The sequence below is a fragment of the Streptococcus devriesei DSM 19639 genome, assembly GCF_000423725.1.
GTDB lineage: Bacteria > Bacillota > Bacilli > Lactobacillales > Streptococcaceae > Streptococcus > Streptococcus devriesei.
This window is the reverse complement of the sequence record NZ_AUIN01000019.1, coordinates 24098-39762: the sequence shown is the minus strand read 5'-3', so window position 1 is coordinate 39762 and position 15665 is coordinate 24098. Positions and strand designations below refer to the sequence as shown.

Sequence of the window (15665 nt, the reverse complement as noted above, 5' to 3'; positions counted from 1 at the left end):
GATGATATTTGAGCAGCAAATAAAAAAACCTATCTACCGCGATAGATAAGTTTAAACAGGCTATTTGTTCTGTCACTCTTAAAAACAGCTTTGGCTCCTAACATTATTTAGTGAAATCAATGTGTTTGCCAGCTCGGTCAATCACCAGTGCACCGATAAGCAGGGACGCAAATTCTCCCAGAGCTGTTGTCAGCCAGGTTATCCAAAAAGGCGTATTAAAGATCACCTTTAATTCTGCTGCAATGGTAAACATAGACAAGGAAAAAAAGATGGCAAAATAAAAGAAGGCTTTGTTGATGAACCCATTAAAAAGATAAGCATCTTTGTATTTGGCAAAAAGAATAACGCCTAAGCTGACAAAAATAAGGGTTGAGCCGCCGCCGACAAAAACATCTACCAGACCAATTGTGCCCATGGCATTGGCAATCATACAGCCCAGCGTTACAGCAATAATGTATTTAGGATTGAAAAAAGCCAAAAAATAAAGCATCTCAGCTAAACGAAACTGTATGCCGCCGTATGAAAGGGCATTGAGAGGCGGTGTGGCAGTCAGCACCACGTATACAGCTGCCACAATAGCAATATGGCTTAAATCACGAACAGTTAATTGTTTCATTATTTCTCCTTTGACGGTTGTCCCGTTTATAATATGCTTGGTGAAAGGGAAGTAAGCACCAAGGGTTGCTGAGCAACTTATTCAGTATAGCATATTTCCACTTTTTTTGATATAGTAAGTTTATGAAAAAATTATTAACGACTGATTTTCTAAAAAGAGTAACCCGGCACGAAGTTTTTAAGTATTTGGTTGCAGGGGTTCTAACAACTATCTTTTATGCTGTTCTTCGCATTGTAATCATCTACCCTATTTTGAAAAACGCCACCCTAACAGCGACTATCGCCAACGTATTGGCTATTGTCTTTGCTTTTGTGATTAATGATACCTATGTTTTCAATCAGGCAAGGCAGGGCTGGCAAAGCCGTTTTGTGAAGTTTTTCCTGGCACGCCTGTCAACATTGTTCTTGGATACTGGTTTAGCCTATCTTTTAGTTGACCAATTCCCGGGAATTATCGGCCAGTTTGTCGGCAATAATTTGTCCTGGGTTAATGCCATCGCTGCCTTGATCGGTCAGGTATTAATCATGGTAACCAACTATGTCATCAGTAAATTCTTTATTTTCAAAAATAAAAAATAAAAAAGCAGCCTTGCTGCAAATAGAAAAAGGAGAAAACAGCACGTTCATGATATGACATCGTGAGCCGCTGTTTCTCCTTTTTTAGTTGCAAATTATTTTTATCGATCTTAAATCCAATTCTCTTCACGCGCAATTCTGACAGCCTCTGTACGATTGCTGGCAGACAGCTTGTTAAAAATACCAGTCATGTAATTTCGGACTGTGCCGTTGGACAAGAAGAGTTTTTCAGAGATCTCCTGATTAGACAGACCTCTGGCCGCTAAAAGCAAGACTTCCTGCTCTCGCTGGCTCAGCGGATTTGACGTAAAAGTGACTTCCTCAATCAGCTCAGGAGAATACTCTCTTTGTCCGGACAAAACGGTGTGGATCGTCTGCATCAGCTCAGCAGTTGAGCGATCCTTCAAGACATAAGCATCAACATGGGCTGCTAAGGCACGCTTAAAATAGCCTGAGCGCTTAAAGGTTGTTACAATAATAACCTTAGCAGCTTGATGGTGAGCACGAATCCACTCCAGCACATCCAGCCCTGTTTTCTTGGGCATTTCAACGTCCAAAATAGCCACGTCAACAGATTCTTTTTGCAGCAAGGCTATTGCCTCGGCACCATTGGAAGCTTGAAATATAGCCTCAACGCCGTCTTCCATGAGCAAAAGCTGACAGAGAGCATCCCTCAGCATAGACTGATCTTCAGCTACTAATAATCTCATACTAATTCTCCTTATCTTTAAGTCTGATCTGAATAACAGTCGGCTGTTTGCTTGATAAAATATCAACCTGCCCGTTGACTAAGTACAAGCGCTCACGAATGGAGCTGAGCTCCCTTCCGGTCAGTTCATCAAAACCGCAGCCGTTATCCTCTATTTTGATAATAAAGCCGTCTTTTTCAAAAATATGAATCTGACAGGCCGAAGCCTTGCTGTGTTTGATAACATTGTTGGTCAGTTCTCGCAAAATCATAGTCATGCTGGATTGGATAACCGGTGATAATTGGTCCGTATTGACCGTATTTTCTACTGTTAGACCAATATCAGACAGGGCAAACATCTCTGTAATCGCCGCCAATTCTTCTGTAACTGTCCGGTATTTGAGATTATTGATAAGTTCACGGACATTTTTCATAGATTCTTTGCTGATTTGATTGAGATCCAGCAGTTCCTTGCGGACAGCTTCTGTATTTTGCTTGTTCAGCTGTTTCAGCGCCAGTTCCGTTTTTAAGGTCATCATGGCAAAGGTGTGTCCCAAGGTATCATGCAAATCGCGGCCGATACGGTTGCGCTCATTTTCAGCGGCCAGCAGATTAATAGCTTCATTCTGCTTGTATAGCTCCCGTTTCATTTGTTCTTCAATTTGAGTCTGATGTTGAGTATAAAGCATAGTTAAGACGAAAGTTGCGACAAGAAAGAAGTAAACTTTATTGAATGCTGAAGTCGCACGAATAAAACCAACTAAGACCACGATTACGATCCCAAGTAAAAAGGAAATAAAGCGATAACTCTTTATCTTATCTCCGAATCGCCAGACGAGAAGATTAACGAGAAAGAAGAAAAACCACATCATGGAGCCTTCGATAAAGCAGGATATCCAGACGATGTAGCCCAACAGGTAAAACCAGAGGCAGGCAATTATTTTAGGATAGTCATCCTTGATATGAATAATGGCGATAAAGGCCAGCGCAAAAAGCACGGACGGTAAAAGCGTCCACAAGGGATAGCCAAACCAGCTGACACCGCCCAGTGGAAAAATCATAAAGACCAACCCTACATAGTAGAGTGGATCCGTTTTTTGAAAGGGTCGAAACATCATTTCACCTCAAGCTTTTTTCCGACTGCAAGAGCAATCGCTAAGACTATGATAGCATATCCAAAGAGAATTGAGAGTGACTGGATGGAAAAATCTTTATCAAAATAAGAGATTACCATGTTATTAAAGTGATACGTCGGTGTCCATTTGGCTAGTTTCTGCATCACTTTAGGAAAGGTTGATACCGGCATCCACAGTCCGCCCAAGACAGACAATCCCATGTAAAATATATTAGCAGCCAGAGAAAGAGTTTGTGCAGACTTGATATGAGCAAAAAGGGTACCAAAAGGCAGGAAACAGAAAGCCCCGGCAAATAATAATCCTCCTGCTGTCAGCCAGTCTTTCCAAGGCATGGATACACCTTTAAGAAAATGACCGACCAGAAACACAGCTATGATCGCCAAAACAAAATGTACCAAAATGGTTATAATTTTGCTGACATAATACTGCCACAAGGGGACAGGGCTGTGCTGAACAGCCTTTAAACGATTGCCGGTCTTATCCTCGTGAAATGCAAAAGGCAGCGAGTAAAAAGCAAAACTGAGGCTGGAAAAAGCGGTCATTTGCAGCATATACTGTCTGATCCAAACTTTAGCCATTTCTTTTGGCATGGATTCATCATTAGCCCAAATAGTGGTAAAGAGCAGGAAAAAGCCAATCGGCATGCCAACAGCCATAATTAAATTAGATAGAGAACGTTTATTGACAAGGTATTCTTGCCTTAACATTGCTTTAAAGGTTTTCATGAGCTTTTTCCTCTCTTTCATTTTCAAAAATACTGTCAAGCAGGGTTCGGTTGGCCATTTCAATATCTTCAATAGGACATCCGGCATCTTCTAAAATCTGCCAGATTGCTTGAACTTCCTTGGTTGTGAAGGTTATTCTGTCTGATTTAACACTTAAATTGTAAATAGACTGATCTTCTATATTCTCTAGATAAGCAAGCGGCAGCGTGAAGACCTTCTCTTTTTCTTCAGCCCGCATAAGATAAGGCGTAGTATCGCGCAGCAATTTTCCATCATGCAGCACCAAAATGCGATCCGCTGTATGCTCTACTTCCTCAATATAGTGCGACGAATAGATAATCGTTTTCCCCGCTGCCTTGAGCTCATTAACAATTTCCCAAAAGCGCTTGCGCGTGCTGGTATCCATCCCGGCTGTCGGCTCATCAAGAAAGATAATATCCGGCTGACCGATAATGACTTGAACAAAAGCCAGCAAGCGGCGCTGACCGCCGGAAAGCTTTTCAGCAAATTGATTTTTTTGCTCAGCTGTAAAACCAAGCAGCCTGTCAATCGCTGTGTCAGACAAAGGATGATCATAAATGCTTTGCTGAAACTGAAGAAGTTCTGAGACTTTTAACTTTTGTTCGGTTAAATTTTCCTGAAAAAGGATGCTGACCTTGCCCTTAAGCTGTGAATCATGGGCCGATTTCCCCAGCACTTCAATCTGACCGGCTGTTGGATGATAGTCTCCCAAAAGACAGGACATAAGTACCGTCTTGCCTGCCCCATTGGGACCGATCAAGGCCATACAATCGCCCTCATTAACCTCAAAAGAGAGGTTTTTCAGTACTTTTTTATCCTTAAAATTTTTTGTCAGCTGTGAAACTTTAATGACTGTTTTAGTCATACGGGTTCTCCTTTCAAGAGCTGCCAAAGCCTACTGAACGTATAGTGACAATAGAAAAAGCAGCAAGTCACAAAGCTCTGGGAGCTCTGCCCTTTTCGAAAGTGGGATAAAAGCCTGTATGCCTGGTAATTTTGGCACTTCCTGTTATAAGCACTAAAAAGCATACAGCAGCTATTATTCTTTCTTTTTTCTTCACTTTCTGCTTTTATTATAAAAAATAAAAAACATTCCGTTTAGCACAGAATGTCATATCATGACATGACTTTTGTCATGTCTTATTATATCAAGGCTGACCTTTCTCAGCTGATCACCCAGAATGAACAGGCAGCTAACCTGGCTCAAGCCATCATTTCTTGTTTTCTTCATCTTTTTTAGCCATATAATCCCGTCTGGACTGGATAATAGTGATAATGTTGCCTCGTCTTGGTTTAAATTCCTTAACGTATTTTTTTTGATAACTGGCATTTAAAACAGCCCCTAAAATCAGAATTCGGGCAAAGACTATAAACCACAGCATTAAAGCAAACAAGGTCACCGATCCAAAAACCCGGAGATTTTCCATGCTGACAGTAGCATATCTCAGATAAGTCCCAAACACGCTCGTCATTGTAAAGAAGAGAATACTTGTAAAGATCGTACCCGGCAGAATATAGCGGATTTTTCTGATTCGGACATTAGGCAGGATATAATAGAGAACCGCTAAAGCAACGAAGAAAATCGCAGCGGTTACCGGCTGAGTTAAATTCATCAACATATCATACAAATCCTGATTGAGATAAGAATTGTGATATAAAAAAGTCAGCACCGTCTTACCAAACGTTGACAGTATGATGGCCAGTGCCAAAAAGAAGATCACCAGCAAACTGGAAAAAATTCCGACAATATGCCCTAAAATCAAATCACGGTGATCTTGAATGCCGTAGGATTTATTCATGGACTTCTGCAAAAAAGTCAGACTCTTTGACATGGTCCACAGACCCGTAACAACAGCCAGCCACAAGAGACTGGTGGAGGGTTTGTTGAAAATCCCGACAACAATACCTGAGGTGCTGTCATAGAGCTGTTCAGGCAGGTTATTCTTCATAAACGATAAGAGTTCCGAAGTATCAATATTCAGATAAGGAAACAAGTTGGCAAGCAAGATCAAAAAGGGAAAGATGGTCAAAATCAGATAGTAAGCTACTGCTATACTGGAGAGGTCCATCTCAGAGCTTTTATAGTAGGTTAAAAAATTTTGAACATACTGGCTTGCCTGTAATTTTTCAATAAACTTTTTCACTGCAACTCCTATTAATAGGTGCCTTCTTCTCCTTGACTGGTAAGAATACGCGGACCGTCTTTGGTAATAACAAACTGATGTTCATATTGGCAGGAAAGACCGCCGTCAAGCGTCTTGTGAGCCCAGCCTGTCTGCATATCAGTATCAATTTCCCAGGTTCCCGTATTAATCATGGGTTCAATCGTCAGCACCATTCCTTCTTTCAAGCGCAGACCGCGGCCGGCGCGTCCATAGTGGGGAACATTAGGCTCTTCATGCATGGTTGGCCCGACACCGTGACCGACTAAGTCGCGGACGACACCGTAGCCAAAGCTTTCAGCATATTCTTGAATGGCCGCACCGATATCGCCGATACGGTTGCCGACAACCGCTTTTTCAATCCCTCTGTAAAGGCATTCCTTGGTAACATCCATGAGGGTTTTTACTTCTTTGGAAACATTTCCGACAGCATAGGCCCAGCAAGAGTCGGCAATGCCGCCGCGGAAGCTGTCTGTGTACTTTTTGACTTCAGCAACATTATCGAAATTTAATTGTGATACATCCAAATCTTCTTTAGCAATAGGACCGCCGATAACCATATCGACCTTAAGAAGATCGCCGTCTTGTAAGGTATAATGGCGCGGAAAGGCATGAGCTACCTCATCATTTAAACCGCAGCAGGTTGCATAGGGATAGTCCATAAAATGACCGTCTGCACCAATTTGCAAGGGCAGGAAATTTTCTTCCTTACAGCGCCTGCGGACGTATTCTTCAATTTCCCACATATCCAGTCCCGGCTTAATCAAATCACGCAAACCGATATGAATGCTGGCTAAAAAATCGCCTGCTTCATCCATGGCTTCAATTTCACGCGCTGATTTCAATGTAATCATGTTTCATTTAACTCCTTAGTTCTAATTCAATTTTGTCGTAACGACGGCTTTGGTAACAACTTGACTGCCGTGATAAATTTCAAAGTCAAGCGTAGCACTCCGTCTGTTTTCAGTAATGACCTTGGGCTGAATTTTCAGCAGATCATCAATTTGAACGGCCTGTAAAAAGTATAACATCATTTGTTCAATAATGATATTCTTTTTGTGCTTTTGCGTCAAAACCCGCATGGTAATATCCTTTAAAAATTCGGTTAAAACACCATGTGCCAAATTTCCTGCCGGATCAATCATAGCCGGTTCCACCACAAATTGAAAGCCGTTTTTTTCCTCCTGCAGATTGGCCGTAATCTGCTCACTGTAAGTATAGGTGCTGGTTCTTTGAAAATTTTGCAGATTTTCCATCACCTGCCGGCGCGTAATAACACCTAAAAGGCTGTAATCTTCCTTAACCACCGGCAGCATATCATAATCTTCAAAAATCATCTTTTGGCTGATATTAGCCAGACTAAGGCTTGGTTTGGCAACGACAGGATTTTTAGTCATCAGCTGATTGAGCACCATATTAGGGTCCTTGCCGGCGACATCGCGCATACTGATAACACCGACAACCATATTGTGGCTGTTGATGACCGGATAGCGCACATGGTTGGTCTTTTTGATCAGGCTGTTATAGTCTCTGACCGTATCTGTGTCATGCAAAAAACCGTGGTAAATCTTTTCCTGATAAACTTCCTCAACGGTCTTAATATCAGTCTTGATGCGAACATTGGAAAGAGCTTGATTGATCAGTGTCGCCACAGTGAAGGTATCATAATTGGTCACCATAACCGGAATTCCCAATTGATTGGAGGTTTCACGCACCCTTTCAGATACAGGAAAGCCCCCGGTTACTAAGATAGCATTTTTATTCTGCAGGGCCAAAAGCTGAATATTCTCACGGTCTCCGACAATCAGCAGACCATCCTTGGTCAGGTAGCGGTGAATATTGTCAATGGTCATGGCACCGATAGAAAACTTACTGAATTCATGACTGAGGCCGGACTCGCCTGAAACAACTTCTGACTCGCTGATATTGGCAATTTCCTTATAGGTCAGTTTATTCAGGCGCACACGCACCTTCTTTTCAACACGAATGGTCCCGCTGCGCGGTCTTGTTTCAACTATGCCGCGGTTTTCTGCCTCTTTAATCGCCCGGTAGGCTGTTCCGTCACTGACTTTCAAATGATTGGAAATGCTTCTGACACTGACGCGTTTGCCGATGGTCAGATTTTCCAAATATTCTAAAATATCCTGATGCTTACTCATATCTCTTCTCACCTATCCTTAATTCATATCTTAAATAATCACGCATTTTATGTGTGTAGCGGTCGCTCCCCTTAAACTGTTTGACCAAACGAAAACCGGCTTTTTCTGCTACTCTGGCGCTGGCAGTGTTCTCTTTATGAACAATTATCTGTAACAGTTTCAAATCAAATTCCTCAAAAGCCAGAAAAACCAGGTTTTGAAGAGCCTCAGTTGTCAAACCCTGTCCCCAGTAATCCTTATGCAAAAAATAGCCAATCTCAGCTGTTTGAGCTGTTAAATCTAGTTTGTCAAAGCGAATCGCACCAATCATTTTATGATTTTCCTTGTGCTCAAGAGCCCAGACACCCAAGGGGTTTTTCATAAAATAATGAACCAGCAAAAAATCACTCTCAGCAAGGCTGGCCTGATGAGGAAAAATAAATTCCAAATTCTGCGCATCACTCGCTATTTCATAAAAATCCTTATGATCCTTAAAGGCAAAAGGGCGCATCAAAAGACGCTGCGTTTCAAATTCTGAAAAACGTCCTAACTGTGTCCATATATCCATATTGTTATAATACAGTTTTTTAGGCTAAGAGTCAAAGAAAAGACCGTATTTTTAAGAATTTAGGACATCTGAAAATAACTGTAACAGTTATTTTTATAAAAAACAGATATATTCAGCAGACTTTCTAAAATAAAAAAACGAGACTACACAGGTTCTTAGCCGGCAATCCCTGCTTGTCTCGTATTGTTATTAAAGAGCCCCTACAACCTTATGAGGCAGATATTTCTCATCCAAATAAGCCATATCTTCATCTGTCAGTTTTAGATCGAATGCACCCATGAAATCGTCTAGATATTTTTCCTTGGTGACACCAACAATTGGAGCATCAATCCCCTTTTGCCACAGCCAAGCAAGGGCAATCTGAGCACGAGAATGATTATATTTTTCAGCCAGTTCAGCGACACGCTTGACGATAGCCATATCTTGTTCTTCTGTGCTGTCATATTTGGATTTTGCTGTTTCATCAGTCCTGCTTCTAGCCGTATCAGCTGTCCAATCACGGATAACACGGCCTGCTGCGAAGGGACTGTAAGGTGCTAAGCCAACACCTGAATCTTTACAAAATGGAATCATTTCGCGTTCATCTTCACGATAGAGCATATTGTAATGATTTTGCATAACAGAAAATTTGGTCCAGCCATTCTTTTCAGCTGTATACTGGGCTTTCTGGAATTGCCAAGCATACATGGCTGATGCTCCTAAATAATGTACTTTACCAGAACGGACCAAATCATTAAGAGCTGACATGGTTTCTTCAATCGGCGTATTATAGTCCCAACGATGAATGTAAAGCACATCAATATAATCCGTTCCTAGACGCTTGAGACTGGCATTGACCTGATTAAAAATCGCCTTGCGTGAAAGTCCCGTTGTATTGCGCCCTTCATGCTGACCATCACCAAAGAAAAGTTTCGTAGCAATAATCATTTCCTCACGGTCTGCAAAATCCCGAATGGCACGGCCCAGGTACTCTTCACTGCTGCCAGCACCATAAACATTAGCCGTATCAAAGAAATTGACTCCCAAGTCCAATGCTTTTTTAATAATAACTCTGCTTTTTTCCTCATCCAAAAGCCAACCTGAGTGAAATCCTTTACTAGCATCACCAAAGCTCATACAGCCCAAGCAAATCTTAGATACCTCAAGTCCTGTTCTACCTAATTTTGTATATTCCATAATATTATTTCCTTTCTTAGACTAAATGGTTTTCAGCCAGTTTTTAATAGTGGATGGACTTGATAAAATCCGGCCTTGCGGCAGATTGAGACCTGTCCACAGTTCCATCGCTTTTTGCGCATCGTGATAATCAGAGCCGCCTGATGTTGCAAAACTGGCCACCTTTTTATTGGTCAGATCAAGATTCTCAAGAACAGTGCGAATAATTTTCGGCGGAATGCCCCACCAAATCGGATGACCGATAATCACTTGATCATAAGGAGTCAGATCCAGCAAGGCGCCGCGATAAGCGGGGCGGCTGGCTTCATCATTTTGTTCCTGGTTAGCCCTGCAGCCTGCATTTGTCCAGGTCAAATCTGCTGCTGTGTAATCTTTTTCAGGCAGAATCCGATAAAGATCTGCTCCTAATTCCTGAGCCATTGTTTCTGCGGCTCTTTTGGTATTCCCTGTATTGGAAAAATAGAGAATAAGCGTTTTTGCCATAGCTTTTCCCTCCTTTACTTAAGCTACTTTCATTATAAACCTTGAAGTTGACTTTAAGTCAAGTAAAAACAGGCAGTTTCATTTTAAAAATAATAACTTTACAAGCTGGGAAAATACCGACTGTTCAAATTCTGAGACAGACTTTGCCCAAAAAAGAAGCAAAAAAGTCCGGGATTGTTTTTAATCCCGGACCTTTTGCTTCGCTTTATCTTACAGACTGTGCCAAATATCCTTATCATATTGTTCAATTGTTCTGTCTGAAGAGAAGAAGCCTGCTTTGGCGATGTTGTGAAGCACTTTTTTGTTCCAAAGCGCTTGATTTTCGTAATCTGCCAGCATTTGTTCTTTCTTAGCAATATAGTCTTTCAAATCAATGAGGGTCATGAACCAATCTTTGTTGATTAATTCATGATAGAGGCGCTCCAGGCGTTCCTTTTTACCCAGTGCCAGAATATCAGGACTGACAATAAAATCAACAGCCTCTTTGATGGCAGCATCATGATCATAGTAGTCTTTTGCAGCATAAGCGTTTTTCGCATAGAGATCAATAATGGTGTCAGAATCCTTACCAAAGGTGTAAATATTATCTTCACCGGCCAGCTCAGCAATTTCAACATTAGCCCCATCCATGGTTCCCAAAGTCAAGGCACCGTTGAGCATGAACTTCATATTGCCGGTGCCTGATGCTTCCTTAGAAGCCAGAGAAATCTGCTCAGAAATATCTGTTGCCGGAATCAGTTTTTCAGCGACCGTGACATTATAGTTTTCGACAAGGAAAACATTGAGATAAGGACTGACAGCCGGATCGTTATTGATCAACTCTGACAGACAAAGAATCAAGTGGATGATGTCCTGTGCAATGGTATAAGCCGGTGCCGCCTTACCGCCGAAAATAACCGTAATCTTGCGCTTTGGCAGACGATGATACTTCTTAATTTCCAGATACTTATGAATCACATACAGGGCGTTCATCTGCTGGCGCTTATACTCATGAAAACGTTTGACCTGGGTATCAATGATGGAATTGGCATCCAAGTCAATTCCCTTATTTTCTTTCAAATAACGTTTGAGTGCGACCTTGTTATCAAATTTAATTTTGCTCAAACGGTCATGAACCGCTCTGTCATCAGCAAAAGCAAGCAGTTTTTCCAGCTGGCTGGCATCTTTCAGATAGTCGTTTCCGATTAATTCTTTGATGTAAGCCGCTAAATCTTGGTTGGCAAATTCCAGCCAGCGGCGGAAGGTAATCCCGTTGGTTTTATTATTAAATTTTTCAGGATAAATATCGTAGAAAGGCTTGAGCTCACTGTTTTTAAGGATTTCCGTATGCAGGGCAGCCACGCCGTTGACACTGGTTGAAAAATGGATATCCATATGAGCCATGTGGACACGGTTGGAGGTATCAATAATCTGCACGGCTTCATCATCATACTCAGCACGAATCAGCTCATCTAATTTTTTAATAATGCGAACCAAATGCGGCACTACTTCTTCTAAATAATCCAGCGGCCATTTTTCCAAAGCTTCCGCTAAAATGGTATGGTTAGTATATCCGACCATATGTCTGACAATATCAACCGCTTCTGCAAAATCCAGACCATGTTTTTCCGTCAGCAGACGAATCAGCTCGGGAATAACCATGGACGGATGGGTATCGTTGATCTGTACATAGGCGTAATCCGCCAAGTCATGCAGGTTAGAGCCGCGTTCCAAAGCTTCATCAATCAAGAGCTGAGCCGCATTGGATACCATGAAATACTGTTGGTAAATGCGCAACAGTTCCCCGTTTTTATCGGAATCATCCGGATAGAGGAAAAGGGTCAGATTCTTTTTGATTTCTGTCTTATCAAAGGTAATACCATCCTTGATTAAACCGTAGTCAAGCCCGTCAATATCGAATAAATTGAGATAATTCTTCTTATCCTTGTGATAACCCAAAATATCGATACGATCCAGTCTTGATTTCAAAGTGAAATCACGGAAAGGAATATCATAGGAAATATCAGTCGGCACCAGCCAAGAATCATCTTCAATCCAATAGTTTGGTTCAGCTTCTTGCTGATTATCACGAAAGACCTGCTTAAAGAGACCGCAGTGATAATTGAGACCGACACCTTCACCGTTAATACCAAGTGTTGACATGGAATCAACAAAACAAGAAGCTAGGCGTCCCAAACCGCCATTGCCGAGCGATGGTTCCAGCTCGATATCTTCTACCTGGCTGATAGATTTACCGGCCGCAGCCAAATCGTCTTTGACAGCTTCATAAAGGCCTAGGTTGATCAGGTTGTTGGACAGTAATTTACCAATTAAAAATTCAGCTGAAATGTAGTAGACCTTGCGTTTAGAGCTGTTTTTAGGCATACCTTCAGCAGCTTCCTTGACAAAATGCAAGAGCTGAATGTAGATGTCCCGATTGCTCAATTGTGAGAGGGCTTGCCCTGTTTTGTTCTCAGCATAGTTAGCAAACTGTTTAGTCTTTGATGTCATTTTCTTCATTTCCTCTTTGATATAGTTTAGTTAATGCAATTAAAAAGTCTTTTTTGTCTTGAGTCAGATCCTTGGCCCGCATGCGCCACTGCCAGTTACCACCAATGGTAGATGGTGTGTTCATGCGTGAGCTGGCAGGTTTATTGAGCAGATCCTGCATGGTCAAAATCACTGTATTGCTGACGGTTGAGAAAAGCAGCCGCAGCATGGCCTGATTAACCGGTTCAATCGGTTTTCGGTGGGTATAGGCATCAACAAATTCTTCTTGTTCTACACTAAGGCTGTCATACCAACCGTTGACAACTTCATTATCATGAGTTCCGATATAAGCAACACTATTGGGGGTGTAATGATGCGGAATATCAATACTGTGTCCAGTTAAATCATAAAAACCAAATTCTAAAATTTTCATGCCAGGAAAGCCAGTATCTTTTAAAAGCTGCCTTGCTCTGTCATCAACATAACCCAGATCCTCAGCAACAATCGGTAGATCCCCCAAAACATTTTGAACAGCTCTAAAAAGTGCTATGCCAGGGCCCGGCTGCCAGCAGCCTTTCCTAGCTGTTTTTGAGTCTCCTTCAATTTCCCAGTAGTCTGAAAAACCTTTAAAATGATCGATCCGCAGAATATCATAAATTTTGAAGCTTTCTTGAATACGGTAAATCCACCAGGCAAAACCTGTTTCCCTATGCTTTTTCCAGTCATAGATAGGATTTCCCCAGAGCTGTCCTTCGTCACTGAATTCATCTGGTGGACAGCCAGCAACCGATAAAGGCTCCAAATTTTCATCCATTTTAAAGAGCTCAGGCATGGTCCAGACTTCAACGCTGTCCTTGGCAACATAGATAGGCATATCGCCAATAATTTTGATATGCTTCTTATTGGCATATGCTTTAAGCGCCAGCCATTGTTCAAAAAAGAAATACTGAGTAACCTTGTAATAATTAATCTCATCAGCCAAAAGACGCCGGTAATGAACCAGTCGCTCTTCATCACGCTGGATAGCCTTTTTATCTCCCCATTCCTGCAGGGCCTTGTGCCCAAAATGTTCTTTTATTGCCATAAACTCAGCATAATCATCAAGCCAAGTCTCATTTTGCTCTTCAAAAATCTTTAATTTTTCACGATTTTTTTCAGCTGTCAAAAAGTTAGCAACAGCCTTTTCTAAAATTGGCCTGCGAACTTTAAACAAAAGGGCATAATCAACAGCTTCTTCATCATCTCCAAAGGAGACCGTCGCATAATCTGCTTCAGGAAGCAGCCCTTTTTCCCGCAGTAAATCAAAGTCAATAAAATTAACATTGCCGGCAACTGCAGAAAAAGATTGATAAGGAGAGTCTCCATAACTTGTTGATGTCAAAGGCAATAGCTGCCAGTAGGTTTGATTGGTTTCTTTAAGAAAATCAACAAAACGGTAGGCTTCCTGACCAAAGGTGCCAATACCAAACTTTCCAGGAAGAGAGCTGATATGCAGCAAAACACCACTTGCACGTGTTTCCATACTTTTCTCCTTTATTTAAGATACAAAGGGCGTGAAGAAATCCGTATAAAATAGGAAACTGCCGCTGTGTCTCCAAAACACAAGGAAGTTTATCTTTTTTACTAGGATTTTAGCCCATGTTCTATTATTTGCTAAGCTAAGAGAATTATAACGCAAGCGTTTGCGTAAGTCAAGAATTTTTAGAAAAAAATAAAAAAGAACAGCAAGAATGCCATGAAATCATATCAAAGCACACTTCTTCCGATCTTTTTCAGTAAAAAATTTAGTTTCCCTTTTTGAGATTGCGAACACTCTCGCGTTCCTTTAAGGTAAAAGGAACAATCACTTTTTCATTTTGAGTTTGACTGTCTTTAATTTTTTCTATCAGTCTATGCAGACTCAGTCTTCCTAGACTGCTGACATTAATATCAAAGGTAGTCAAATAAGGATGCAAAATAGTTGCATAACTGGAATTGTTAAAAGAAACAATTGATATATCATCCGGCACAGTAAAACCATAATAAGACAAAAACTGTATGATTTTAATTGACAAAACATCCCCAATAATCATCAAAGCACTTATTTTTTCCCTTTGAATTGTCTCAATAAAAGCTTCTAGCAGCTCCGGCCGTTTGGAATCAAACAAAGCACTGTTATAAGACTTTAATCCTAATTTCATCATTCCTTTTTGGTAACCAATGTAGCGTTCAAGATAGATTTCACTCTTTTGATCATTGGTGACAAACAAAATCTTTTGATGCCCTCTTTGGTTGAGATAGTTAACTGCTGTTTTGGCCATCAGCTGGTTATCATTATCAACATATGTGGTTTCATTTTCGTAGTCTACCGGTGCACCGATAATGACAAAAGGAATCTTGTATTTCATAAGATATCGGCGGACAGGATCATCTTCTTCCGAATAGAGAACGATAAAGCCATCTACCCGCTTTTGACGGTACATCAGCTGAACCTGACTTTTCAGATCTGACAGGGTATTGCTGGTCGCGATTGAAACAGTAAAATTATTGTTTGTTGCTTCATCGTTAATAGCTGTCAGAATTTCCATGAAAAAAGGCTCGCTCAGCCGGTCCGGGCCTGATAAAGGCGGTAAAACCACACCTACACAGTAAGTCAGACCGCTAGCCAGCATCTGTGCTGCCAGATTAGGCACATAGCCCAAATCATCCATGGCCCTTTTAACACGATCCTTGGTTTTTTGCGAAATTGATGAGCTGTTTTTCAGAGCCCGGCTGACAGTGGAGGGATTAACACCTGCCCTTTTTGCAACATCCTTAATGGTAACCATATCATTTTCCTTTGCTTTTGCTGAACTCTATTTTACAACAGTTTGTTTAGACTTACAAGATTATGAGAGGATTAACTTTTTAGATGAAAAACAAATTAATT

General features: G+C 41.2%; 15 protein-coding genes and 1 riboswitch. Of the genes, 1 reads left to right on the top strand and 14 read right to left on the bottom strand.

The features are described from left to right. Positions 1-103: 103 nt before the first annotated feature. On the bottom strand, positions 104-616 hold the full coding sequence (locus G573_RS0104920; RefSeq protein ID WP_027975666.1) for a QueT transporter family protein: 513 nt from the start codon (positions 614-616) through the stop codon (positions 104-106). Beyond that, a riboswitch (PreQ1 riboswitch) is annotated at positions 614-710 on the bottom strand. It overlaps the preceding gene by 3 nt. A gap of 28 nt (positions 711-738) precedes the next feature. Here G573_RS0104920 and G573_RS0104915 point away from each other — a divergent pair. Then, positions 739-1194, top strand: coding sequence for a GtrA family protein (locus G573_RS0104915; RefSeq protein WP_027975665.1), 456 nt, complete (start codon positions 739-741; stop codon positions 1192-1194). 107 nt (positions 1195-1301) lie between these two features. Here the strand turns inward: G573_RS0104915 and G573_RS0104910 are convergent, their stop codons facing one another. The 13 genes from G573_RS0104910 to G573_RS0104845 form a co-directional block, all read right to left on the bottom strand. Continuing rightward, complete coding sequence (locus G573_RS0104910; RefSeq protein ID WP_027975664.1) at positions 1302-1901, bottom strand: response regulator transcription factor; 600 nt, start codon at positions 1899-1901, stop codon at positions 1302-1304. Position 1902: 1 nt separating this feature from the next. Then, on the bottom strand, positions 1903-2994 hold the full coding sequence (locus tag G573_RS0104905) for a sensor histidine kinase (RefSeq protein WP_027975663.1): 1092 nt from the start codon (positions 2992-2994) through the stop codon (positions 1903-1905). Then, positions 2994-3740, bottom strand: a complete 747-nt coding sequence (locus tag G573_RS0104900; protein ID WP_027975662.1) for an ABC transporter permease — start codon at positions 3738-3740, stop codon at positions 2994-2996. The genes G573_RS0104905 and G573_RS0104900 overlap by 1 nt, the downstream gene beginning before the upstream one ends. Next, positions 3727-4626: an ABC transporter ATP-binding protein gene (locus G573_RS0104895; RefSeq protein WP_027975661.1), complete on the bottom strand. Its 900-nt coding sequence runs from the start codon at positions 4624-4626 to the stop codon at positions 3727-3729. The genes G573_RS0104900 and G573_RS0104895 overlap by 14 nt, the downstream gene beginning before the upstream one ends. A 346-nt stretch (positions 4627-4972) precedes the next feature. After that, a complete protein-coding gene (locus G573_RS0104885) occupies positions 4973-5905 on the bottom strand; it encodes a YihY/virulence factor BrkB family protein (protein WP_027975660.1) in 933 nt (310 codons plus the stop codon). Between the two features lie 11 nt (positions 5906-5916). Then, the gene (locus G573_RS0104880; protein ID WP_027975659.1) at positions 5917-6777 is read right to left on the bottom strand and encodes a methionyl aminopeptidase; all 861 of its coding nucleotides are present in this window, start codon (positions 6775-6777) and stop codon (positions 5917-5919) included. Between the two features lie 21 nt (positions 6778-6798). Then, the gene (gene spxR / locus G573_RS0104875; RefSeq protein ID WP_027975658.1) at positions 6799-8082 is read right to left on the bottom strand and encodes a CBS-HotDog domain-containing transcription factor SpxR; all 1284 of its coding nucleotides are present in this window, start codon (positions 8080-8082) and stop codon (positions 6799-6801) included. Continuing rightward, positions 8075-8629, bottom strand: coding sequence for a GNAT family N-acetyltransferase (locus G573_RS0104870; protein ID WP_027975657.1), 555 nt, complete (start codon positions 8627-8629; stop codon positions 8075-8077). The genes spxR and G573_RS0104870 overlap by 8 nt, the downstream gene beginning before the upstream one ends. Positions 8630-8818: 189 nt before the next feature. Beyond that, positions 8819-9805: an aldo/keto reductase gene (locus tag G573_RS0104865; RefSeq protein WP_027975656.1), complete on the bottom strand. Its 987-nt coding sequence runs from the start codon at positions 9803-9805 to the stop codon at positions 8819-8821. A gap of 21 nt (positions 9806-9826) precedes the next feature. Further along, positions 9827-10288, bottom strand: a complete 462-nt coding sequence (locus G573_RS0104860; protein ID WP_027975655.1) for a flavodoxin — start codon at positions 10286-10288, stop codon at positions 9827-9829. Between the two features lie 210 nt (positions 10289-10498). Beyond that, positions 10499-12778 carry a glycogen/starch/alpha-glucan family phosphorylase gene (gene glgP, locus G573_RS0104855; RefSeq protein ID WP_027975654.1) on the bottom strand — a complete coding sequence of 760 codons (2280 nt, stop codon included), beginning with the start codon at positions 12776-12778 and terminating at the stop codon, positions 10499-10501. Beyond that, entirely contained in the window at positions 12762-14279 is a 1518-nt protein-coding gene (malQ, locus tag G573_RS0104850; RefSeq protein WP_027975653.1) for a 4-alpha-glucanotransferase, read from the bottom strand. Before malQ ends, glgP begins: the two co-directional genes overlap by 17 nt. A 262-nt stretch (positions 14280-14541) precedes the next feature. Continuing rightward, a complete protein-coding gene (locus G573_RS0104845) occupies positions 14542-15564 on the bottom strand; it encodes a LacI family DNA-binding transcriptional regulator (RefSeq protein ID WP_027975652.1) in 1023 nt (340 codons plus the stop codon). Positions 15565-15665: the final 101 nt, after the last annotated feature.

Coding starts and splice junctions, on each gene's coding strand:
- G573_RS0104920 (WP_027975666.1), bottom strand. CDS start 616: ATGAAACAATTAACTGTTCGTGATTTAAGCCATATTGCTATTGTGGCA.
- G573_RS0104915 (WP_027975665.1), top strand. CDS start 739: ATGAAAAAATTATTAACGACTGATTTTCTAAAAAGAGTAACCCGGCAC.
- G573_RS0104910 (WP_027975664.1), bottom strand. CDS start 1,901: ATGAGATTATTAGTAGCTGAAGATCAGTCTATGCTGAGGGATGCTCTC.
- G573_RS0104905 (WP_027975663.1), bottom strand. CDS start 2,994: ATGTTTCGACCCTTTCAAAAAACGGATCCACTCTACTATGTAGGGTTG.
- G573_RS0104900 (WP_027975662.1), bottom strand. CDS start 3,740: ATGAAAACCTTTAAAGCAATGTTAAGGCAAGAATACCTTGTCAATAAA.
- G573_RS0104895 (WP_027975661.1), bottom strand. CDS start 4,626: ATGACTAAAACAGTCATTAAAGTTTCACAGCTGACAAAAAATTTTAAG.
- G573_RS0104880 (WP_027975659.1), bottom strand. CDS start 6,777: ATGATTACATTGAAATCAGCGCGTGAAATTGAAGCCATGGATGAAGCA.
- spxR (WP_027975658.1), bottom strand. CDS start 8,082: ATGAGTAAGCATCAGGATATTTTAGAATATTTGGAAAATCTGACCATC.
- G573_RS0104870 (WP_027975657.1), bottom strand. CDS start 8,629: ATGGATATATGGACACAGTTAGGACGTTTTTCAGAATTTGAAACGCAG.
- G573_RS0104865 (WP_027975656.1), bottom strand. CDS start 9,805: ATGGAATATACAAAATTAGGTAGAACAGGACTTGAGGTATCTAAGATT.
- G573_RS0104860 (WP_027975655.1), bottom strand. CDS start 10,288: ATGGCAAAAACGCTTATTCTCTATTTTTCCAATACAGGGAATACCAAA.
- glgP (WP_027975654.1), bottom strand. CDS start 12,778: ATGACATCAAAGACTAAACAGTTTGCTAACTATGCTGAGAACAAAACA.
- malQ (WP_027975653.1), bottom strand. CDS start 14,279: ATGGAAACACGTGCAAGTGGTGTTTTGCTGCATATCAGCTCTCTTCCT.
- G573_RS0104845 (WP_027975652.1), bottom strand. CDS start 15,564: ATGGTTACCATTAAGGATGTTGCAAAAAGGGCAGGTGTTAATCCCTCC.